This is a genomic window from Rhizobium sp. Root149 (assembly GCF_001427345.1).
In the GTDB taxonomy this organism is placed as follows: domain Bacteria; phylum Pseudomonadota; class Alphaproteobacteria; order Rhizobiales; family Rhizobiaceae; genus Neorhizobium; species Neorhizobium rhizoryzae.
The window spans coordinates 23,151-44,451 of the sequence record NZ_LMGD01000026.1 but is presented as its reverse complement, the minus strand read 5'-3'; the positions used below and the strand labels follow the sequence as shown (position 1 = coordinate 44,451).

Annotated in this window: 22 protein-coding genes and 1 pseudogene; 14 read left to right on the top strand and 9 right to left on the bottom strand. The window is 56.8% G+C overall.

Annotated elements, in window-relative coordinates; genetic code table 11:
- Positions 1-5: 5 nt before the first annotated feature.
- The 3 genes and pseudogenes from ASD54_RS25285 (at position 6) to ASD54_RS26340 (ending at position 3,434) form a co-directional block, all read left to right on the top strand.
- Positions 6-1,661 (top strand): IS66 family transposase, encoded by a 1,656-nt coding sequence (locus ASD54_RS25285; RefSeq protein ID WP_062557377.1) that lies wholly within the window; start codon positions 6-8, stop codon positions 1,659-1,661.
- Between the two features lie 2 nt (positions 1,662-1,663).
- Positions 1,664-2,248, top strand: coding sequence for a plasmid pRiA4b ORF-3 family protein (locus ASD54_RS25280; protein ID WP_062557472.1), 585 nt, complete (start codon positions 1,664-1,666; stop codon positions 2,246-2,248).
- A gap of 119 nt (positions 2,249-2,367) precedes the next feature.
- Positions 2,368-3,434 (top strand): annotated as a pseudogene (locus ASD54_RS26340) (IS630 family transposase).
- A 9-nt stretch (positions 3,435-3,443) separates the two neighbouring features.
- Here the strand turns inward: ASD54_RS26340 and ASD54_RS25265 are convergent.
- The gene (locus ASD54_RS25265) at positions 3,444-3,668 is read right to left on the bottom strand and encodes a DUF6429 family protein (RefSeq protein WP_062557374.1); all 225 of its coding nucleotides are present in this window, start codon (positions 3,666-3,668) and stop codon (positions 3,444-3,446) included.
- Between the two features lie 49 nt (positions 3,669-3,717).
- Here ASD54_RS25265 and ASD54_RS25260 point away from each other — a divergent pair, with 49 nt between their 5' ends.
- Positions 3,718-4,311: an FCD domain-containing protein gene (locus ASD54_RS25260; RefSeq protein ID WP_082547393.1), complete on the top strand. Its 594-nt coding sequence runs from the start codon at positions 3,718-3,720 to the stop codon at positions 4,309-4,311.
- Between the two features lie 1,046 nt (positions 4,312-5,357).
- Here ASD54_RS25260 and ASD54_RS25250 read toward each other — a convergent pair.
- The gene (locus ASD54_RS25250; RefSeq protein WP_082547392.1) at positions 5,358-6,332 is read right to left on the bottom strand and encodes a mechanosensitive ion channel family protein; all 975 of its coding nucleotides are present in this window, start codon (positions 6,330-6,332) and stop codon (positions 5,358-5,360) included.
- 55 nt (positions 6,333-6,387) lie between these two features.
- On the bottom strand, positions 6,388-6,801 hold the full coding sequence (rnk, locus tag ASD54_RS25245; RefSeq protein ID WP_062557370.1) for a nucleoside diphosphate kinase regulator: 414 nt from the start codon (positions 6,799-6,801) through the stop codon (positions 6,388-6,390).
- Positions 6,802-7,333: 532 nt separating this feature from the next.
- On the opposite strand from rnk, the gene ASD54_RS26335 reads away from it, so the two are divergent.
- The 6 genes from ASD54_RS26335 (at position 7,334) to ASD54_RS25210 (ending at position 12,397) form a co-directional block, all read left to right on the top strand.
- Positions 7,334-7,762, top strand: a complete 429-nt coding sequence (locus tag ASD54_RS26335) for a GreA/GreB family elongation factor (RefSeq protein ID WP_082547391.1) — start codon at positions 7,334-7,336, stop codon at positions 7,760-7,762.
- 184 nt (positions 7,763-7,946) lie between these two features.
- Positions 7,947-8,849, top strand: coding sequence for a DMT family transporter (locus ASD54_RS25230; protein WP_062557471.1), 903 nt, complete (start codon positions 7,947-7,949; stop codon positions 8,847-8,849).
- Between the two features lie 85 nt (positions 8,850-8,934).
- Entirely contained in the window at positions 8,935-10,284 is a 1,350-nt protein-coding gene (gdhA, locus tag ASD54_RS25225; RefSeq protein ID WP_062557367.1) for an NADP-specific glutamate dehydrogenase, read from the top strand.
- A 287-nt stretch (positions 10,285-10,571) separates the two neighbouring features.
- Entirely contained in the window at positions 10,572-11,222 is a 651-nt protein-coding gene (locus ASD54_RS25220; protein WP_244484853.1) for a hypothetical protein, read from the top strand.
- Between the two features lie 135 nt (positions 11,223-11,357).
- Positions 11,358-11,885, top strand: coding sequence for a hypothetical protein (locus ASD54_RS25215; protein WP_062557365.1), 528 nt, complete (start codon positions 11,358-11,360; stop codon positions 11,883-11,885).
- A 95-nt stretch (positions 11,886-11,980) separates the two neighbouring features.
- Complete coding sequence (locus ASD54_RS25210) at positions 11,981-12,397, top strand: NUDIX hydrolase (RefSeq protein WP_156379375.1); 417 nt, start codon at positions 11,981-11,983, stop codon at positions 12,395-12,397.
- A gap of 655 nt (positions 12,398-13,052) precedes the next feature.
- Here ASD54_RS25210 and ASD54_RS25205 read toward each other — a convergent pair.
- The gene (locus tag ASD54_RS25205; protein ID WP_062557363.1) at positions 13,053-13,364 is read right to left on the bottom strand and encodes a hypothetical protein; all 312 of its coding nucleotides are present in this window, start codon (positions 13,362-13,364) and stop codon (positions 13,053-13,055) included.
- Positions 13,365-13,722: 358 nt separating this feature from the next.
- On the opposite strand from ASD54_RS25205, the gene ASD54_RS25200 reads away from it, so the two are divergent.
- Entirely contained in the window at positions 13,723-14,112 is a 390-nt protein-coding gene (locus ASD54_RS25200; protein ID WP_348272052.1) for a MarR family winged helix-turn-helix transcriptional regulator, read from the top strand.
- Positions 14,113-14,247: 135 nt separating this feature from the next.
- Here ASD54_RS25200 and ASD54_RS25195 read toward each other — a convergent pair whose 3' ends face one another.
- The 4 genes from ASD54_RS25195 to ASD54_RS25180 all read right to left on the bottom strand — a co-directional run bounded on the left by ASD54_RS25195 (position 14,248) and on the right by ASD54_RS25180 (position 18,294).
- Positions 14,248-14,871, bottom strand: coding sequence for a carbonic anhydrase (locus ASD54_RS25195; RefSeq protein ID WP_244484852.1), 624 nt, complete (start codon positions 14,869-14,871; stop codon positions 14,248-14,250).
- Positions 14,872-14,995: 124 nt separating this feature from the next.
- The gene (gene metB / locus ASD54_RS25190; protein ID WP_062557361.1) at positions 14,996-16,162 is read right to left on the bottom strand and encodes a cystathionine gamma-synthase; all 1,167 of its coding nucleotides are present in this window, start codon (positions 16,160-16,162) and stop codon (positions 14,996-14,998) included.
- Between the two features lie 81 nt (positions 16,163-16,243).
- Positions 16,244-17,365 (bottom strand): HPP family protein, encoded by a 1,122-nt coding sequence (locus ASD54_RS25185; RefSeq protein WP_062557360.1) that lies wholly within the window; start codon positions 17,363-17,365, stop codon positions 16,244-16,246.
- Positions 17,366-17,385: 20 nt separating this feature from the next.
- Positions 17,386-18,294 (bottom strand): LysR family transcriptional regulator, encoded by a 909-nt coding sequence (locus ASD54_RS25180; protein ID WP_062557359.1) that lies wholly within the window; start codon positions 18,292-18,294, stop codon positions 17,386-17,388.
- Positions 18,295-18,412: 118 nt separating this feature from the next.
- Here ASD54_RS25180 and ASD54_RS25175 point away from each other — a divergent pair, with 118 nt between their 5' ends.
- The 3 genes from ASD54_RS25175 (at position 18,413) to ASD54_RS25160 (ending at position 20,335) form a co-directional block, all read left to right on the top strand.
- The gene (locus tag ASD54_RS25175) at positions 18,413-19,114 is read left to right on the top strand and encodes a 5-formyltetrahydrofolate cyclo-ligase (RefSeq protein WP_062557470.1); all 702 of its coding nucleotides are present in this window, start codon (positions 18,413-18,415) and stop codon (positions 19,112-19,114) included.
- A gap of 56 nt (positions 19,115-19,170) precedes the next feature.
- A complete protein-coding gene (locus tag ASD54_RS25170; protein ID WP_156379374.1) occupies positions 19,171-19,452 on the top strand; it encodes a hypothetical protein in 282 nt (93 codons plus the stop codon).
- Positions 19,453-19,861: 409 nt separating this feature from the next.
- Positions 19,862-20,335 (top strand): DUF309 domain-containing protein, encoded by a 474-nt coding sequence (locus ASD54_RS25160; protein ID WP_062557469.1) that lies wholly within the window; start codon positions 19,862-19,864, stop codon positions 20,333-20,335.
- 732 nt (positions 20,336-21,067) lie between these two features.
- Here the strand turns inward: ASD54_RS25160 and ASD54_RS25155 are convergent.
- Positions 21,068-21,259, bottom strand: coding sequence for a hypothetical protein (locus ASD54_RS25155; protein WP_062557356.1), 192 nt, complete (start codon positions 21,257-21,259; stop codon positions 21,068-21,070).
- Positions 21,260-21,301 lie beyond the last annotated feature (42 nt).

Genomic DNA, 21,301 nt, shown 5'->3' with positions numbered 1-21,301 from the left:
GCTTCATGATCTCAAACCCTGTCGATCTTCCTGCGGATGTTGTCGGCGCTTACCTGGCGCTGCTTGGTGAGCATGAAGCCTTACAGGCTAAACACGCTATCGCAGTTGCGGAAGCGGCCAATGCGCAGGCGATGCTCTCTGACAACGAGGCGCTGATCGTTGCTCTGGAATTGAAGATCGAGAAGCTCAGGCGCGAGTTGCGGGGCCAGCGCTCTGAGCGCACGGCGCGCCTGCTCGACCAGTTGGAGTTGCAGCTCGAGGAACTCGTGACGGCGGCGACGGAGGATGAGGTCGCGGCACAAGCAGCAAGCGCCAGAACCTCGAGCGTACGTTCGTTCACGCGCAAACGGCCGGTGCGCAAGCCATGGCCGGACGATATCGAGCGTGAACGTATTGTCATCGAGCCGCCGACAACTTGCGCCTGCTGTGGTGGTTCGCGCCTGTCGAAGCTGGGCGAGGACGTTACCGAAACACTGGAGGAGATACCGCGCCGGTTCAAGGTGATCGAGACGGTGCGGGAAAAGTTCACGTGCCGTGACTGTGAGGCAATCAGCCAGACCCCGGCACCGTTCCATGCCACGCCGCGCGGCTTCATCGGTCCTCATCTGTTGGCGACGATCCTGTTTGACAAGTTCGGCATGCACAGCCCGCTCAACCGGCAAAGTGCGCGGTTCAAATGCGAGGGGATCGATCTTTCGACCTCGACGCTAGCCGACCAGGTCGGGTACGCAACAGCCGCTCTCATGCCTGTCTTCGATCTGATCGAGGCGCATGTCTTTGCGGCCGAGCGTCTTCACGGTGATGACACCACCATTCCCATTCAGGCCAGGGACAAATGCACGACCGGACGCATATGGACTTACGTATGCGATGACCGGCCATTTGGAGGATCAGCGCCGCCAGCCGCAATCTATTATGCGTCGAGTGACCGGCGCGGCGAACATCCCCAGAAACACCTGGCCGGATACGGCGGCATTCTGCAGAGCGATTGCTACAATGGCGAGCCGATCGCTGTCGCCGCAACGAAAGAGATCTCGATCACCTTCGCCTTTTGCCACGCGCATGCGCGGCGGAAATTCTTTGAGCTGGCCGATATCCAGAAGAATGCGCGGGATCGCAAACGCAAGGGCAAGCCGATCTCGCCGATCGCATTGGAAGCCGTCAAGCGCTATGACGAGTTGTTCGAAATCGAGCGCCAGATCAACGGTCTGAGCGCCGAAGAACGACTGGCGGCACGCCAGGAGAAGAGCAAGCCGCTGTTCGATGACATGCACGAGTGGTTGACGAAGGAACGCGCCACGCTCAGCAGATCGTCCGAGGTCATCGAGCCGATCGACTACATGCTCAAGCGCTGGGAGGGCTTTGCCCTCTTCCTCGAAGACGGGAGAGTTTGTCTCACGAACAACGCAGCCGAGAGGGCGCTGAGAAGTGTCGCATTGGGAAGACGGAACTGGACCTTCGCCGGTTCCCAGCGTGGGGCAGATCGTGCCGCTGTCATGCTGACCGTCATCACCACCTGCCGCCTCAACGATGTCGACCCAAAGGCGTGGCTTGCCGATGTCCTGGCTCGCATCGCCGATTATCCTGTCACGCGCCTGCACGAACTGCTGCCCTGGGAGTGGAAACGCACATCGCCGGCAACCGTCATGCTGGCGGCCTGACAATGGTAGCTTCCGTCGTTCGCCTGAAGGTCACCCTCGATCGTGTCGAGCCGATAGTGATGCGGCGCGTTGTCGTGCCGTTCACCATCAGGCTCAGTCGGCTGCACGAGGTATTGCAGGCGGCGATGGGCTGGACCAACAGCCACCTTTACGAATTCCGCATGCGTGACGTCGGCTTTGGTTTGCCTGACGAGAAATGGGGGGATGGTCCGATCGATGCGCGCAAAGTCTCGCTGCTGTCGGCAGTCCAGGACACCGGTGCGAAATCGTTCAAATACCTTTACGACTTTGGCGACGGCTGGGAACACAGCATCAAGATCGAACGCACCTTTCCTGCAGTCGGCACGGAAGGACCGATGCTCCTCGAAGCAACGGGACACTGCCCGCCTGAAGACGTTGGTGGTCCATGGGGTTATCAGGAGTTCCGCGAGACGCTTGCAGACCCGGCGCACGAGCGACATGCCGAAATCCTCGAATGGTGGGGCAGCAGCGATTATGATCCCGCCGCCGCCAACTTCTCGCAGCTCAACAAAGCTGTCGATGACCTGGCTGCAAAATGGGCCCGAAAAGCGCGACGCAAAACCTGAACGCCGGGTTGTGGGGGAAGGCCGAAACTGGATATTATACGCCGCCTCGCTGACCTCGACTCTTTGGCATTCCCAAAGTGCGGTGAATCTGAATCTCTGGTGCAAACCGGAGGTCTGCGATGCGATCAGGGATTTCATTACGGGTGGATTTTGATGGAGACAGTCTGCGGCGGCTGGCGCGGCAGACGAAAGATGCCGCTCAAGCGCGCCGTCTGTTGGCACTCGCCTCAATCTACGATGGAGGCTCGCGTTCCGATGCCGCCCGCCTCGGCAGCGTCACGCTCCAAATTGTCCGGGACTGGGTCATGCGGTTCAACGAACACGGTCCCAAAGGCCTGATCAATGGCAAGGCTCCCGGTCCACAGTCGCGGTTGAACGATCAGCAGCGTGCGGCCCTGGCGCAAGCAATCGAGCGTGGGCCGACACCCTATCTCGACGGCGTTGTTCGTTGGCGTCTGTGCGATCTGGCGCAATGGCTTTGGGAAGAGTTTCGCGTTTCGGTGAGCGAGCAAACGCTGAGCCGTGAAGTCCGGTCCATGGGCTATCGCAAGCTGGCTGTCCGACCCAAACATCACGCGCAAGACCCTCAAGCCATTGAGGATTTTAAAAAAGTTTCCCCGCCGCAGTGGCAGAGATTGCCGCTGGAGCCGCCCGAGGAAAACGCGTAGAGATTTGGTTTCAGGATGAGGCCCGTATCGGGCAAAAGAACAAGATCACCCGCCGATGAGCCAGGCGAGGAACACGGCCTTCAGCACCGCACGATCAGCGCACAAGGTCGGCCTACATCTTCGGCGCAATCTGCCCGAAGCTCGGCAAGGCGGCCGCGCTGGTCATGCCATGGTGCGACACCTACGCCATGACCCAGCATCTGGCCGAAATCGCCCGACACGTCGATGCCGACGCGCACGCTATCCTCATCATGGATCAGGCAGGCTGGCACATGTCCAACAATCTCGTCGCACCCGAAAACATCACCATTCTGCCACTCCCGCCGAAATCGCCGGAGCTGAACCCGGTCGAAAACCTCTGGCATTTCATGCGCGACAACTGGTTATCAAACCGCGTCTTCAAATCATACGACGACATCGTCGATCATTGCTGCGATGCCTGGCGGAAGCTCGAAAGCCAGCCCTGGCGCATCATGTCGATCGGGCGCAGAGAATGGGCTATGGGTTTTGATCAGTGAGGGGCCGTATTACCGTGTGAACAACCGGCGGAACAGTTCTTCCGAACGTCGTAGACCTTCGTCCGTCAGGACCAGCGACTTCGACTTGTTCGCCGGATCGAAGATCAATCCCTTCTCATGCAACCGGTCCGTCGTTGCCCAGTCAAATCCCTTCCAGGCGCAACGCTCGTTGTGGAGCGTCAGCCATAACAGTGCCAAGACCGCGTCATCGATTTTGTCCTCGTCGAGTTCCATTCCGCCATGCTATCACGCGCGAGACTTCAAGTCCCGCGGCCCACCTCGGATGGATACGACACTGGCCACGAAGATTGGGTGCAGCAGGGGTACCCTGCGGAGCGCACTGGATCGCTTAGAACGCGAAGGTATTCTATGGCGTCATGTTGGTCAGGGGACATTTTTAGGTCCTCGTCCAAGGCAAGAACCTATTCGCCCTCAAGTTCTTTTCGAGATGGCATCTCCAACCGAACTAATGCGAGCGCGTATCATCCTTGAGCCACCGATCTCTGCTGTAGCAGCGGTCTCAGCAGGAAGTCAGGATGTGGCGCTTCTTCGCGAACTCGCCTTGCGGTCTCGGGAAGCAACAGATTGGGCAGAATATGAAGCTGCCGATGATGCTTTTCACAAAGCCCTAGCGGCTGTCACAGGAAATCATCTTTTGATGGCCGTGCTGGGGATGCTTTCAACCGTGCGTGGGAGAGCCCAATGGCAGAGAGGACACGATGCCGCTTTTAGCAAGGCGAGGAAACGCGAATATGCGCTGCGGCAAGGAGACGTTCATTTGGCAATCGTCGACGCTGTCGCAAACAAGAATGGCGTTCTTGCCAGCGAGACGATGCGACAGCATCTGGCCTACATAGATCACCTCTTCTCCGCCTAAAGGCCGCAGTCATGGGCCATCAATTATTCAGTCGATCCGACTGCTAGGCTTAGATGCCGAACGGGTGCACCATGGGCATCTCGCCGCTGCCTTTGGCAGCTCCTTGTTGCAAACCCGACACGTAAGTCTGGTGCTCGTGTTTCTCATGTTAGCCTCCTATTCGGATTCACGGTTCATGCAATGCCGAAGGGTTGCAATTCACCCAGCACAGGATCCAGAGCTCCGGGTCCTGTGCTGGGTGAAGCCCTGCATGCAGTGAGTGACCTCGTCATCGGGAATCGTGCTGACATGGTCACGGCCCTGTCCACGTGGCTTTGGCTGCTTGGACCTTGCTCGCAAGGAGCTCCACAAGCCCTCCTCGAGTTGGGTGTGAAGCCCACTTCAGCTGTTCGAAGACACCTGGATTGACTGCTTCTGAAACAGACTTCGATAGGCAGAATGCGGTCAGTCCGTCGATACTGATCTCGGCATTCCTTTCGACGAGAGAACAGAACACCTCTGCTGCTCTACGCGACAGGAAGATGACCCCGGAAAACGCGTTGTTATGTAGACCTTCCAGCGTTGAGCGGGAGATCGACGCTGAGGGCACAGCGGCATATACGACCGTCCTGCGCGATCGATACCCCCATTGTCGAAGTTCGGCGGCGATGTCGCAGCTGATGTCTCGGCCCGAGACATGAACTATCATGCCGTCCGCAGGTCTCCAGGTGGAGCAGATCAATCGCAACAATGACGCGGCGTCTCCTGTCCCAGCAAGCACTGACTGAGCTCCATGCGCTGCCAGCCGACCCGCGGTCTCAGGTCCAACAGCATAGATCACCTTGCCCGCAGGTGAGCCACCTTGTCCGATGAAGGCGTCGACACCGTTGGCGGACGTGAACGCTAAGGCTGCAGCGGGCTCTAAAGCTTCCGCCTCAACTTGCCTCACGTGCTGAATCGACAGCATCGGCTCGCTAACGCAGAATATTCCCATCGAAGCCAGCGACTCGACCATCTCTCCGGCTTGTAGGTCAGAACGAGTAAGCAGGAGACGACGCATCTTCTGATCACGCGGCGGTCTTGAGGATAGGTCCATTGCTTTGCTCCGATGGGTATCTGCTCGTGCAGCGAGATGCCTGCCTTTTCGCGCACTGACGCGGCAGACCTATTGCGGCCTCTCTGAGCGCGCTCGCTATAGAGGCAAGTACAGAATCCCTGCAGTCGATATCTTCGGCGAAATTGGGTACCCAAAAGCGTACCGAGTAGACCGCTCCATCCAGGGAAAGATCGATGAGCCTGACGTCAGGAGGAGGATCTCTCAGGACGGCCTCGGCCGCGAGTGCTCCTCGGAGAAGTGTGGCTTTCGCGAAGGAGACCTCGGCATCATGATCGAGCGTGATCGTGATCTGAGATCGGTAGTGCCTCCGCGGCGCGCTATAGTTCGTGAGTTGTTGTCTCGCCACTTGGCTGTTGGGCAGGATCATATAGGTAGCGTCCCTCGTCAGCAGACGCGTCGATCGCCACCCAATTTCCACAATCTGACCTCTTGTAGCTCCGTCGAAGTCGACCCAGTCCCCGATCCGGAAAGGCGCTTCAAGGCCGAAGGCGACCCCTGTGAGGATGTCAGCCACAACGTTCCTCATTGCAAAGCCGATAATAGCGATGATCAGTCCGGAGCCAGCCAGAATGCTACTTGCAGAATCTCCAAACAGAACGGAAGCCGACGCAACTGCAGCCGACAAGAATGCCAGCGAAGTCATCAATTCCTTCAGGAGTCTTGGCCGCCGATTCTTTTTCAGTTGCCGGTCGAAGAAAATGGACAGAAGGCGACTGAAGAGAATTGCACTGGCGAAAAGGATCACACATGTCGTTGCCTTCTCCGTCCAAAATACTTCACCAGCCTGGTCCGCAGGCAAACCAACAACTTGAATGGTCAGCGTGCTGACTATGACAATGATCGGCCAAGCAAAACGGTTAGCCTGCTTTACGCGGGCTCTTGATGTCGTCATCTTTTTCACTCTGCATTTAAGACGAATACGCATGCGGAAGCCCCCGGTCAGTTGTGAACGGGTTCTGCTGTCATCCGAAATCAGCCCGTTAAGCGGCGGTGAGCGGTGCTTCGGTCGTCACCTCAAGGACGGTCAACTTGTGTGAATGCCCGTCACGGCCGTTCCACTCAATCTGCTGTCCCGGAGAAAGTCCGAGAAGTGCAGCTCCAATTGGCGTCAGCACGCTCACCATTGAGCGTTCGATGTCAGCCAGTCCGGGGTAACAGAGGGTCACCGTTCTCCTATGGCCGCCTTCTGTCAGGTAAGATACAGTCGATCCTATCCCCACTGCGTCCGCCGGGAATTGCTCGTCTTCTACAACGTCAGCTCGCTCAAGTTCGATGAGCAGTTCTTCAGCAACGTCCAGGTCGCGCCCCGGTGCCGCGAGTGCAAGAGAGGTCAAACGTGAGTGGTCCGTCTGCCTGACGATGATGGTTGGCTTTCCGCCTTCGGCGTTCTTCATTTTAATGCCTCATAGCGCAGCCCAAGAGACTGCGTTCGGTAAAAACTGCTTGTGGAAGGTGAGGTCGCGCAATCCCGGAGGATCAAATCCCGGGTTTAGATGCGCGACAGCAGTCTACGGCCCGGGCTAGTGTCCTTCGACGGGACACTCTCGGCAGAGGCAAAAGCTATGGAGATTGATAATCTTCAACATGGCGCTTTAATCATGGCATGCTTCATGGGGAAGTCAACAAGCGCTTCATCGGGAAGTTTTGCCAATGGAGATGCGCCTACAGAAGCGGGTAAAGTGCTTGACTTCCTCGCGTCTTGCATAGATGCTGAGCCGATGTTGATTGATAGCGATATACGCGTGCTGCGCGCATTCCGGGTCTGTCCTATCGCAGGATCTTAGCTGGATCCGGCCTTGTCGCCTGCCGGGTCCTTAGCGGCTACCTCAACACGTTTAGCCTCACCATCTGCGACAATCTCTCTTGAAAACGACCAGACGATGCAACTCCGTCCATCGGCGGAGCTAATGCGCAGGTGACTAAACTATGTCTTCGCTTGACCGAACTACACCCGTGATTGGGGTAACTGACTTCCACGCTCTCAGCCGCTTAGCCCTTATGGCCTTAGCTAACAATTTTGATGTGGGCCCTGAATTGAGCGAGAAGCTGGAGAATACGTGGGTGCTGGCAGACGAACAGGTCTCGCCCCACACCGTTCGCCTTGGATCCGCTGTCTCCTACGAGGTTGATGGGCACCACCGCGAAGTCACTCTTGTTCTTCCAGATGAAGTGGATGCGGATAAGGGTCATCTCTCCGTGCTGACGCCTATTGGTGTTGCGCTGATGGGGCTTAAGCCCGGACAGCAAGGGAAGTGGCAATCTCGAGACGGACGAAGTCATCAACTGACGGTGGCGAGTGTCAGCCGGGCCAGCAAAGGTCCGTTAGTTGCCGTCGCTTTTGGCAGCGGCATTTGACCAAGGTGGCATTATCAGGGATGGGGCCTACGGCTGGCGGATGCAGCTTGCCTGGACGAGTAAGGATCCGGCCCCCAGCCATCATATCTATCGAAATACTGCTGCGGATGGCACGTCACACGCTCGCCTCCAATGGGATGAGAGCCTTCGCCATCCCCACAGCGCAACGTCTCTCGGAGTGATTATGGCAGTAGACAAACGTATAGATGGAACACGGCTGCACGCGGATTTCGCACAGGGTTTGTTTTGGATGGCGCTCAGCATGGCGTCTTTCATAAGCATGGCAGTGGGTTCACGAGAGCTCGCTTCAACCTTGTCAATCCGCCAAGTTTTGTTCTTCCGTGCCTTGGTCGGTCTAGGCGTGATTCTGCTGGTCGGCCGATCACTCCTACCGCAAATCCGTCAGAAGAAACTGCTTCGACGACATCTCGCTCGAAATGTCGTTCATTTCGCTGCGCAGTACTTCTGGACCATTGGGGTGGTTCTCCTCCCGCTTGCCTCAGTGTTCGCTCTGGAGTTCACGATGCCCATCTGGGTGGCATTCTTCGCATGGTTACTGCTCAGGGAGCAGCTAACCGGGCCAAGACTCCTCGCGACCCTTGGCGGCTTTATCGGGGTTCTGGTGGTAGTGCGCCCAGGATATGGAGTTGTTGATCCTGCCGCTGGCCTAGTGCTGCTAGCCGCCGGAGGCTACGGACTTTCCCTAATACTCGTCAAACAGCTCACTAAGGAATGCTCACCTGGGGTGATCGTGGTCTGGATGATACTCATTCAGTTGCCGCTGGGGCTTCTGGGTGCGATGACCGATTGGCGGGAAGTTAGCTTGACCGATGTTCCGTGGATGTTGGTTGCAGGTGTTGGAGCTTTGAGTGCTCACTACTGCCAGGCACAGGCGCTGAAGAGGCTCGACGCGTCCGTCATCATGCCTATCGATTTCCTGCGAGTGCCCATGGCGGCGGTCGTCGGGTTCTACGCCTATGGTGAAGGCATAGATGTCTGGGTTGTACTCGGGGGAGGGATAATCCTGCTCTCCAACTTCCAGGCAATGAGGTCTGAGCGACTGAGGTCTCGGACTCACGCCGCGTAACCCCATAACAAACTAGTTAGATCGTGTGAGCGATCCGGCTGCTGAGGGATCCTCGCCTTAAGCCGTTTAAATTGCGGAGTGAACAATGGTGCATGTCGACGAAAAGCTAGAACCCATTCTCAATGAGGTCTTGCGACGAAACGCGGGAGAATTTGAGTTCCACCAAGCCGTGCGGGAGGTTCTGGAGAGCCTTGGAAGGGTGATTGCAAAACATCCTCGCTACGCTGAGAACGCACTGATCGAGCGGATCTGTGAGCCTGAGCGGCAAATCATCTTTCGAGTACCTTGGGTCGATGACGGCGGGCAGGTCCAAATCAACCGCGGCTTCCGTGTCCAGTTCAACTCGGCGTTAGGGCCCTACAAAGGCGGCATCCGGTTTCACCCGTCAGTGAACGTCGGCATCATTAAGTTCCTTGGCTTTGAGCAGACATTCAAGAATGCCCTAACTGGGATGCCTATCGGCGGAGGAAAAGGCGGTTCCGACTTCAACCCGCGAGGGCGTTCTGACGGCGAAATCATGCGCTTTTGTCAGTCGTTCATGACTGAGCTTCACAGGCACATTGGCGAGTACACCGATGTCCCTGCCGGAGACATCGGTGTGGGTGGCCGTGAGATCGGCTACATGTTTGGACAATACAAAAGGCTGACCAACCGCTTCGAAGCCGGTGTCCTGACCGGGAAAGCCCTCTTTTATGGTGGTTCGCGAGCTCGCAAAGAAGCGACAGGTTATGGCGCGACCTACTTTGTCCGCAAGATGCTTGCCACAAAAGCGATGGACTTCTCCGGTAAGAGAGTAACGATCTCCGGCTCAGGCAATGTCGCCATCTATACGATGGAGAAGGTGATCGAGTTCGGCGGAAAAGTCGTCGCCTGCTCAGACTCCAATGGTTACGTCGTTGACGAAAGCGGGATCGATCTCGCCTTAGTCAAAGAGATCAAAGAAGTCCGACGAGACCGCATCTCGGAATACGTCAAGATGAAGGGGGCGGGAGCTCGCTTTATCGAGGCAGGATCCATTTGGGATGTGCCCTGTGATGTAGCGATGCCGTCAGCAACGCAAAACGAGCTCACTGGTAAAGACGCCAAAACACTGATCAAGAATGGTGTTATCGCGGTGGGAGAGGGAGCGAACATGCCATCCACGCCTGAGGCGGTAAAGTTGTTTCAGGAGGCTGCAGTCATGTTCGCTCCTGGAAAGGCGGCAAACGCGGGAGGGGTTGCGACATCGGCTCTGGAGATGCAGCAGAACGCTTCCCGTGACAGTTGGACATTTGAACAGACAGAAGCGCGCCTTGCGGTGATCATGAGCGCAATCCATGATGCCTGCGCCGAAACCGCCGAGGAGTATGGTGCGCCGGGGGATTACGTCCTTGGTGCCAATATCGCTGGATTTGTACGCGTTGCGGAAGCGATGGACGCGTTGGGAGTTATCTAGCTGAAGGGCGACCAGGTCCGGCTTGACTTGGTGGCGCGTCAGTTTACGATCGCATCCATGATGACTTTTGGAACGAGAGCTAAACGGGAGCCTCTACGCCTTAAAGCGGGGGCCTAACCCGATCGCATTAGTGCGGTCGGGCGCTTTGCTGTTTCCAAAAATCCGTTGGCCTCTGCTGTCTTTTGGCATGAGGCTCTTGGTCAGAGGTCATCATCATGTTTCCTTCGTTGCTCACTAGGGCCGAACTAGGTCCTGATCCTGCCGTTCTAGCGGATCTTGCCGCTATCTTGGGTGAAGACGAAGCCTCCCTCGCGGCAGTTGTCAAAGCGGCAGATGCCGTGGCAGGGATGCCTAGGTGGATAGTGTTGGCGGTGATCCATGCTTTCTGGCGGAAGGCGAACGTAGCACCTCAAGTCACTTCATCCGTCTTGAACGCTTGGCCGGAGATCCCAGCTTCTATCGAAGAGGTCCTTAGCTTCAAGGCTGGTGCCGCAGCTGAAGAGAGCGATCCTTTCCTGTTCTTTCATCCGATCGCGACTGAAACGATCCCCATCCCCGCTCTCGACGAGTACATGGACCTCGTACAGAACCGCTTCTTCATCTGGAAACGTCCAACCATCGACCGGACATCCTTAGGAAGAGCACTGATTGAAGGATCCCAATCGTATGGTGGAGGACAGTATCTTGACGCGCTCAGATCGCTCAAGGCTCAACCGTCATACCAGAGCATCTGGCTCGGCTTTACAGAAGGAGGGAGGTTCTTCCGCAACGAAAGAAGCCGCCATAACTTGCGACCAACATTGGCATCGTCAGTCTCTGAGATCAGTAACCCGAGCTCGTCCTTTGAGAACAGCTACGCTTGTAAAATTTCTATCAACGTCTCGATTGCTGCTCGTGAGTTGAAGCGGCGCGCTTTAGGTCTGGATGTTGTTTCATGACTGCAGCAAAGCTTGGGGCACCAAAAGAACTACGCTGGCGAAACGAGATCCTGGCCGCAGGATCTTAGCCCTGGTCTAGCGTGAGCTAGGCCAGGGAGAAGCCGCCTTAACCCAGAATCTTTTCGGAGAAATCAAATGTCCAGAGAATCCTTCTGTCAACTGACAGCGGGCGATGTCAACGTGCTGATGTCTATGCTTCACGCATATTGTGAGACGCCGGGGCTGTTTAGAGCGTTCCTGCGCGAAAAACTGAACCACGCCGAAATATACTTCAAAGATGATATTCCTTCAGATGTTGTGACGCTAGATAGCCACGTTTTGTATACCGTGAACGGGCAGGACACTTGGCTACATGTGCTTGTGAGGAGCAGCCCGGAAGGTCTGCCTGACTTCGCGCTCTCCGTCCACACTATGCGTGGGCTGGCGCTATTGGGCCTCGCTGAGGGTGAGAAGGTCGAGTGTTACCTCGAGGACGGCGGCTTGGAAGTATTGCAGGTCGTGACAGTAACCTACCAGCCGGAGGCACGTGAGAGCAAGACTGAGAGATCCCACGCAGCACCCTCGGAGGCCATCGATAACGCCCCGCAAGTGCTCACCTTCAAGCCACGACTGAGGTCGCTGGTGCGCGAGCCGGACGATGATCCCGGGCCGAGTGCAGCCTAATGGCTCGGCGCAAGCAGCTTCTCGACGCCGGGGATGCATTCGTGCCCGGCGTCGACACCGACCTGCGGTGTGCCTTGAGCTTCAGGAGTGAACCGATGCGCCAGGTTGGTGCCCTGCCGTGGCGCGTCTCCAAAAGCGGAAGCCTGCGCATCATGTTGATTACCTCGCGGAGTGGTCGTCAGTGGATTATACCGAAAGGCTGGCCCATTGCAGGCAGATCTGAATATTGCTCCGCGACTCAAGAAGCACTGGAGGAAGCTGGAGTGATTGGCATAGTAGCTGCAGCAGCGATAGGCGAGTTTGAGTATGCTACACGCAAAGAGCCGCAAATGAGGAGACGCGTTCGGGTCTTTCCCCTTGAGGTTCGTGGGACGTTGGTGCGTTGGCAGGAGTGCGCAGAACGGAAGCGACGCTGGTTTACTTTAGAAGAAGCAGTAACCACCGTTTCGAACAATGATCTTGCCGCGCTTATTCAAGCGTCATCGAGCAAGCTGTCAATGATAAGCGGCTAGCCTGCAGCCCGGCCCGATGGTGTCCCCTGCAGGATCTATCGAGCTATGATTTGGAGCATCGTGTCAAATGACATCGGGAGTTGGGCCGGGGCAACAGGTAAACTAGACCACGTTTTGCGTAACCGATAGCTGTCACCGCGAATGGTGTGACGTGGCTGTGGTGCAGTAGGCGATCAAGGAATGCAGCAGCAACGAAGGATCACCGAAAGCTGTTCCCCATTCGCTCACACTGCGGTTTGACGTCAAAAGTATGTCGCAGCGCTAATACGACGAGATACCAACTGGAAGAGGTGTGTAGCATTCGGGTCGAAAGTAGATAGCCGAGTCATCGATGACCAGTAGCTTGAGCTTCAAGAGGAGTGCGAAGCCTTTCCTCCAAACGTCCCTCACCATCTGCCTTTACGAGTGCGGTGATCAAGACCTGGTTTGTGAGAAGGGCACGGTGTTATTTTGCCGAGGGACCCACTTCCCAAGGCGATGGCGAGTGTTCCGCCGAAGCTGAGATGGTCTTGCAATGGTGCGTGCGAGAAAGGCTAGGCTGAGAGGATCAGCATAGGTTCATATCGATCGCGCCTGCGGCCAGGGCGAGTTGCCTCTCTCAATGCAGGTGCCCCTACAAATACCTGGTCTGGCGCTAGAAGGGGAAGGTTTCGTGCTATTGTTCTTCGATGTATTCTAGATCTACTGATATTGCGCCCTGGGCTGTGACTGCGAAACCCCGAACTTTTATGAAACGGCTTTCAGCAAGCTCAGCCTGCAGCTCATGAACAGTTTCTAGGCTTTCGATCATGAGTCGCTTCATGATGTTTGGGTTTGTTGCATTAAGAAGGCGCTGATTTGATTCTTGCAGCTCAAGTAACTTTGCGCTTACAATTTGCAGAGTGGCTTCATCAGTTAGTGGGGCTTGGGCATAGCAAGCGGATGCGAAATTAAACGTAATTGAGGCGGCAACGATAATATTCTTCATCCTACTATATCCATTTACCCATTTTATCTTTGGTCACTAAGTCAGAACGCTGATAAGCAAAGGTGCTCTTTAGTATTCGCAAAAAACTGAGGGATCCGAACCCGCGCCGATGAACCCCAGCTTGGTGCAGTTTTCTTTTATTGCAAGCGATACAGTAGAACAAAGCTTAGAGTTTTTCCTATAACCGCGGCGGGGCAAACCAGCAAGCCGATTGGCTGCATTCAAGACCTTTGCCTTCAAGAGGTGCAACGTCTGCTAAACTCAGTGTTCTTCCATATGAATAGGCACTGTCGTACGCTAACGCCCGTGTGAGTAAGGGAGCGCGAAATGTCAGAGGTCAAACTCAGCGATGAGGACCATGAAACTTCTCGAACCTGCGCTACACGCTGCGTCGGTTCATGGACTTCAGCACGTCAGCCGCCCAGCGGGAGGGCCTGCCGGCTCAGCAGCATCAGGCTCTCCTGGCGATCAGAGGACGTCGTGGAGGGGCAATGACAATCGGCATGCTGGCAACCAGATCAATGGTCGCGCACACTCCGCGACGGAGCTGGTCCGGCGTCTCGGGGCAAGCGGCTACGTGGAGCGTCGTGTTGACGAAACAGATCGCCGCCGCCACACGATCGTTCTGACGGACAAGGCTCATGACATCCTTGAAAAGCTCAGTTCGATCCACTTGACCGAGATCCGGGAAATGGCGCCGCAGTTGATCGACATCCTCCAAAAGCTACAAGGAGAGCGGAGGGAGTGAAACGATGGAGCGGAAGCTGAGCTAGCTCGCATCGGTCCAGCGATGTGCGGCATTTGCCAGCAGCGGCTTTCGCCTCGGCAGCGCGTCGAAAGTCGACTGAAAGTGAATTCTGCAAAAGGTTCAGGAAGACCGGATCTAGGTTCCGCGGCTCCCACCGACAATCGTGCAATCAAGATCCGAAAGCAGACCATCCTTCAGGCCGTACACCCAACCATGAATGGAGACGTTCTTGCCGGCCTTCCAGGCTGATTGCATCGTCGGGGTGCGAGCTATACGGTCGACTTGGGCGCGAACTGAAGCTTCGCACAGCCGATCCAGGTCGAGATCGCTCCAGCACTCAGTGCAGGCGAACTCCTGATCCGCAACATCCCGCACTGGCTGTAACCAATGATCTATCAACCCGAAGCTTTCATCCGCAACTGCTGCGCGGATACCGCCACAACCATAGTGCCCGCAGATGATTATATGCTTCACGCCAAGCTGATAGACGGCAAACTCTACGACGGAAAGCATATTGAGGTCGGCGGGGTGAATGAGATTGGCGACGTTGCGGTGGACGAACACCTCACCGGGCTCTAGCCCGGCAATGACATTGGCAGGGACCCGGCTGTCAGAGCAGCCGATCCATAGATATTCCGGCTGCTGCAGCTTCGATAGGCGCTCGAAATAATCAGGCCTTTCAGATCGGCGCTCCTGAGACCATCTTTTGTTGCGGGTGAAGAGGTCTTCGATCATCTGGTGCTCCCAAGTAATCTGCATTTCGTTAATCCGCCCGTTGCACGGGTCTAAGCCATTTCAGGTCAGCACCAGCGGCGCTCCCCGAAGAGGCCGATAGTTTGCACCGACGGCCCGCTTTCAGCCGGACATGCCCTGTCCTTGCTCATCACGGTGCTGCCCGTCCTGCGTCCAGAGCCTCGGACAGGTCATCGATAAGATCGGCCGGCTCCTCTAGACCAACCGACAACCGAAGGAGAGCATCTGAAATGCCTGCGGTAGCGCGCGCTGCCTCGCCCATGCCGAGGTGGGTCATGGTCGCGGGATGAGCGATAAGGCTCTCCACCCCACCTAGTGACTCGGCCAGCGTAAAGAGCCTGAGGGTGCTGATAAACTTCTGCAAAGCCGATCCACCCAAGCTTGTTTCGAAGCTCAGCATTGCGCCGAACCCCTTCTGCTGCGACGCTGCTAGCGTATGGCCTGGATCGGCCGGAAGACCGGGGTAATATACGTGCTCCACGGCAGGATGAGGAGCCAAGAACTCCGCAATCGCCATAGCGGCTCTCTGCTGTGCCTCCATGCGAGGAAACAGCGTTCGCACTCCTCTGAGGGTCAGATAGGCATCGAAAGGAGAACTTGTAACGCCGGTAAGATTTGCCCAGGCTGACAGCTCTTCCCCATCTGCTTGGTCTGCTGTCACCAAGGCGCCGCCGACGACGTCAGAATGGCCGTTGATGTATTTGGTGGTTGAGTGGACGACGTAATCCGCTCCAAGGAGAAGCGGGTTTTGCAGCGCAGGGGACAGGAAGGTGTTGTCCACAACAAGCTTGGCCCCGGCCTCGCGCGCCATGGAGGCGATTGCTGCGATGTCCACCACCCTCATCAAGGGATTTGACGGAGTTTCAACGAGCACCAGCCTGGGACGATGCCCAAAGCCCTCTCTCAGCATAAGCGAATCGTTCTGGTTGACGAACAGCACCTTGAAATGACCGCGTTCGGCTCGACCTTGGATCAACCTGTAGCTCCCGCCATAACAGTCGTGGGGAGCAAGCAGGAGGTCATCGGCCCGCAACGTCGAGAGTGCCAAGTCGAGCGCTGCCATGCCGGATGCCGTCACAATGGCGAGCGCGCCTCCCTCTAGAGAAGCGAGCGTGGCAGCTAGCTGATCCCGGCTTGGGTTGCGTGTGCGAGAGTATTCGTACTCGCGCGCTTGTCCAAAGCCTTCAAAGGTGTAGGTACTGGACAGGTAGAGGGGAGGCGTTACCGCGCCAAATGAAGTATCCTGTCCAATGCCCTGCGATACCGAGACCGTACGTGCCGACTTGGGTTTGGTCATTGCCAAGGCTCCTATCTACGACAGCGGTTGAGCCATCTATCATTCCCCCAGAGGATGAGACCGAGCGGGATACCTTATCCGCTAAGCGGCCTTCCCGTTTTCTGCGTGTCGCACCGAAAGATGCTTCATGGCGGCAGAGAGCAGGTCGGTTTGCGAAACAAGCCCCAGTATCCGATCGTGATCATCAACCACGATGACAGCGTGATGCCAGCCATCCGTGAGCGAGGAAGCCAGGCCCAGCGCAGGGTCTTCTGGAGACGCCGTAATAGCCTTGGAGGCCATGGCCGACAAAGGGCCGGTCCTGGTGGCGATCTCGCGTAGTCCTACCGTCCCAGCTAGTCGTCCATTTGCGTCGACGACAGGAAGCGTGCGGATGTTGTGCTTGAGGAGCAGCCATTGCGCCTGCTTGGCGCTCCGTTCAGCTCTGATCGAAATCACGTCTTTCGACATGATATCCGCACAGCGGACCTCTTCGTGCGACCGCACCACCGCCTCAAGTTCTACCTGCCGCAACAGGCGGCCGAGATCGTCACGGCCTATGTCGAAAGCCTCGTTCATCTTGTCCAGGGCAGCGTCGATGTCAGCCTCCCCAAACCCCAGTCGCTGATCAGACGGAAGGTCGCGCGTCTGATGAACATTCCCTGCCGGTGCAGCTACATGAGGATAGGTATGGCTGGAAAGCTTGTGGAACAGAAGGCCAAAGACCACCAACAGGCAAGAATTGAGGGCGACGGGGACAAACGGAAAGAGCAGGCCCCAGCCGGTCACGGCAGAGCCGCCGAGCACAGCGGTCAGCGCCGCTGCACCTCCCGGGGGATGCAACGAGCGGGTAAAAGACATCGCTGCGATGGCAAGAGAGACGCCAACACCAGTCGCCAGAACGGGATCCTTGATCAGCATTGCCGCCAACAGCCCCACAGCGGCGGAGATCGTGTTTCCTCCAATGATTGGCCACGGCTGCGCGAGCGGGCTCGCAGGGACTGCGAAGAGGAGTACGGCAGAGGCGCCCATCGGCGCCACCAGTAATGGGAGCTGCGAACTGCCATTGAACAGGAACGCGGAGATCATCCCGGTGAGCGCAATAGCCGCCAGGGCGCCAAAGCAACCCAGAAGACGATCTCTTAAGGTCGCACCCAAGAGGATAGGCTGGAAGATCCGGTTGCGGCGGCGCCGGGGCGCCTTTGGCGGGTAGAAAAGCGTCATAGCGGAACGGGTCTCGAGGATTAGTGCGTGAGCACTGCTGCGGACGAGCTGTTGTGAGATTGCGAAGCAATAGCGCTTCGAAAGGCTTCAAAAACGTCAGAGCGAGTATCGCTTTTGGTAACCAACACCGTCTCGACATTCGCTATCTCGTGCGTCCGAACCTCCGACGCCCAGTTCAACATAGCGAGAACGCTCTCGGGGATGACACCGACCGCATGACCGCCAAGCACAGTCGCGATGATGGCATGGTAGGAGCTCACTTCAGTCGTGCGAACCGGAGCGCCCAGTCCCAGCCATCGCTCTGCAACATTGCGGTACGTGCAACCCGGCTCCAGTGCTGCAAGGGTTTCCAGTTGTACATCTTCCGCCCCATTGAGCGGCGGGTGGCTGTTTGGCAGAACCAAAAGAAGACGTTCGGTATAGACGGAGGTCGCGCATAGAACCTTTAAGCTTTTGGTACTGTGCCACTCTTGCTGCATTTGCTTGGGAGGCAACGCGACGAACGCACAGTCGATGTCTCCAGAGACCACCGAGGCAATCAACTCGCGGCTCGCGGCGATGGTGAGCGCCACCTGCACCTCAGGTTGGCAATCGGCAAAGTGTTTAAGGACGGGAGGAAGTCTGCTGGCTGCAGTGCTTTCCATCGTGCCCACTCTCAAGACAGCCCCGCCGACAGGTGACTTCATCGCTTTGCGCGCCTCACGCGCCAGCGCCCTGAGGCGCTTGGCATAGGGCAAGAACAAGCTGCCCTCGCGGGTCAGGCTCATTTTCTTGCCTTCACGACTGAACAGATTGGTTCCGAGATCTTCTTCAAGCTGCTGAACGCGCGTCGAGACGTTGGACGGCGCGCGACCAAGCCTTCGGGCAGCGCGGGTTACGCTGCCCTCTTCCGCGACAGACAAAAAGATTTCTAAAATTGCTTCGTGCAATTATTGTTCTCGCTTCGAGAATGAACTGCGCTTATTATTCCTAACACGCAGAGTTCTTCAAGAGACCGTGGTAGGCCATTGTTCGAATTATGATGTGCGAGAGGAAATGGTTTTCATGATGTCCAACGACGAAGAGAACGACAATCCAGAGTTCGCTTCACCTGCCTGTCTGATGCACGAAGTCGATCCCGCGTATATGGGGCTTGAGCCTCAGGAGCCAGATGTTGTCGCTTGGCGACGGGAGGAGCGGCGGCGTCTAATCGAAATAAGGACGCAGAGGCCTCTGGTGGAGCGAGAGGAGCGCACGCGCTCCCTCTGTCGCCGCCTTGACAGCCTGCTCCCCCACTCAATGAACAAAACGATCAGCGTTTACTGGCCATTGGCGGGGGAGCCAGATCTGCGCGACTGGATGCATTCGCTCGACGCGCGGGGAGCCACCTGCTTGCTACCAGTGGTGATTCAGAAGAACTGCCCTCTGGTGTTTCGTCCTTGGCGTCGGGGAGAAGCCCTGGAGAAAGGCGTCTTCAATATCCCTGTTCCCATACGACTTGAGGAGCAGCGTCCGGATATTGTCATAGCTCCGGTCATTGGCTTTGACAGCGACTGCTATCGGCTGGGCTTCGGAGGAGGTTATTTCGATCGCACTCTCGCATCCCTTGGTTCCAGGCCATTGGTCATCGGTGTTGGATACGAATTCCAGAGGATGGAGAGCATCCGCCCTCAGGCGCATGACATTCCCATGGACGTCATTGTCACGGACCAGAGTTTGATAGTGCGAGAGCGGTCGCGAAGTCTGGTTTCATGGCACCTCGATGCGTGAGGCATGAGATGGACAGCGTTGGCATAGATCTCCTTTTTATCAGGCCATTTTTGCTGGTGATCGCGATCGCCCTAAGCTGGAACCAGTTCGTTGCGATCTTTGACCCCGACATCAAGATGGAGCGGCGGCGACTGATCAGCGCTACGATTGCAACCTCAGTTGCTCTTGCAGCCTTCGCGCTGACGTACAAGCATTATGGCCCCATCCGAGGCAGCCTGATCTCAACGCTGGGCCTTCTCGTGGCCTTGCTTCCTTATCCTCATCCACCTGTTGGCCTAGCCTCAAGCGTCGCGGCGAGTGGGTTCCTCTTGATGCATGTTTGGACAGGTACGGGCTGAACGGGAGATCCATCATGAGATATGTCGCTGATGTTCCGCACAAATGGGAGCCTTGGTACGCGTGGCACCCGGTCTTAGTTGACGGTGACAGCCTCTTTTGGCTTGAACTGGTTTGGCGGCGCAAAAGGCACAAGGGCGGCTGGAATTACAGCACGCTGCGTTCGTCTATCCAGGCGCAGGTGGCCGAGGCGTCCGTACCAGTCTATGTAGGCGTTTGAGGTAGTTTTAGGCCTTGGGATGCTGCGCCGCCGGTTCAGTAAAAGCTACTACTTAGACGTCATCGTGCCCGACGCACCATGTCTTTCCCAAGCAAGCAGCTCGTTATGGTCAAAGTATGAGGCAAATTCGTATTGTTCCGCACCGGTGTTTCCCCCGTTACGCTTACCTGCCCGGTCGGCAGCCGCACCCCGTGCGCGATCCTGATGGCCACAGCTACAAGCAAGAGACTGCACCGGTTAATGCGTCGCTTGAAGCCGAAGAATTCTTATGGGGCTGCGACCTCTTTAATCATGGCTACTATTGGGAAGCTCATGAGGCGTGGGAAGGGTTGTGGCATGCTTTGCAGAAGGGGGATGCACTGAAAGACCTGCTTAAAGCGCTAATACTGCTTTCGGCGGCTGGCGTGAAAATCCGGGAAGGCAAGGGTGCCGCAGCAGTTCGCCACGCGGGCCGAGGCGCGGCTCTGCTCCGTGGAGATAGGCGGCTTTCAGGTAAAGCCTTCGCCCAGGCGCTCGGATCATCACCGGAGCGGATCGCGAGTTCCGCGGAGGCGACAGCGAACAATCCGCCGGTTCTGCGGGTGACCGCACTCGGGTGCCCCGAGCCCGTCTTCGCGTTCGGCATAGGCGATCGGCTGAACCCACGCGGAACCGCCAATACATGAGCCGTTCTGGATCTGCTGATGCCAGCGGGAGAGGGTGCGGGTCCAGGCGTATCGCCATTCACATTGGCCGCAACCGCCAACAAGGGTGGAAGTTCGGCTCGACGTGGAGAGCCGATTAGAGCACCGAGACCGGTCAAAGAGCCGCGGAGCGGCGCGAGGCGTCGCTCCGGCACAAGCTAAGAAGTCCGACGTTCAGTACCTTTGTCTTCCACAAAGGCTTCACCGGTAAGCCGTTTTCATTCACCGGTTGCCTGAGCCAAAAGTTCCGCCATTCGCGTCTGGAATTGGCAGGCAATTTCACGGCTTCCACCTAATCCAAGTTTGCTTCGCGGTCACCTACATAGATTGGGTTAACCATTCCCAAGGTAAAGTTTGGGGTGCACTTGAGGCCTTAAAAACCCTCAGCATCGAGTGTGCCGAGCGCAAAGGGTCCGGGCTAAATTGTGATTTCGGGCTGGCGAAAACCAGCGCGAGACGGGTTGCTGATCATCAACATGCTTTCTTGGAGAGGCCGGCATCGAAACGCTCGCGCGCCTTCTTCGGCAGCTTCGCCGCTTTGACGGCGTCTTTGTTGCTGGATCATCGACGACAACAAGCGCTACCAGCATTCCGAAGTGAGGTGCACGCTTCATGACATAGGCGCCGGCTGTGTCGAAGGTAACCTTGACAGCCTCATTCATCTTGCCCTTGAACGGCGTTGCGTCTTCCGGCAGCAGGCCAGTCGCGTTGACTTCAAGTCAACATGGTTTGCAGCGTCCTGCGCGACGCCTTGAGGTTCTTAAGCTCTCGCGTTTGAGGTGCCTCTGAATCCGTCAACTCCGTGTGACGGGGGAGCTCAGGGTGGTGCCGCTCGAGTTCTTCGATCATCGCATCATAGATACGGATCTGTTCTTCGATGAATTTTATCATAAGCGGGTCGGCCATGGCTCACACCTTTGAAGCTTCTACGATAACTCGGCTAAAAAC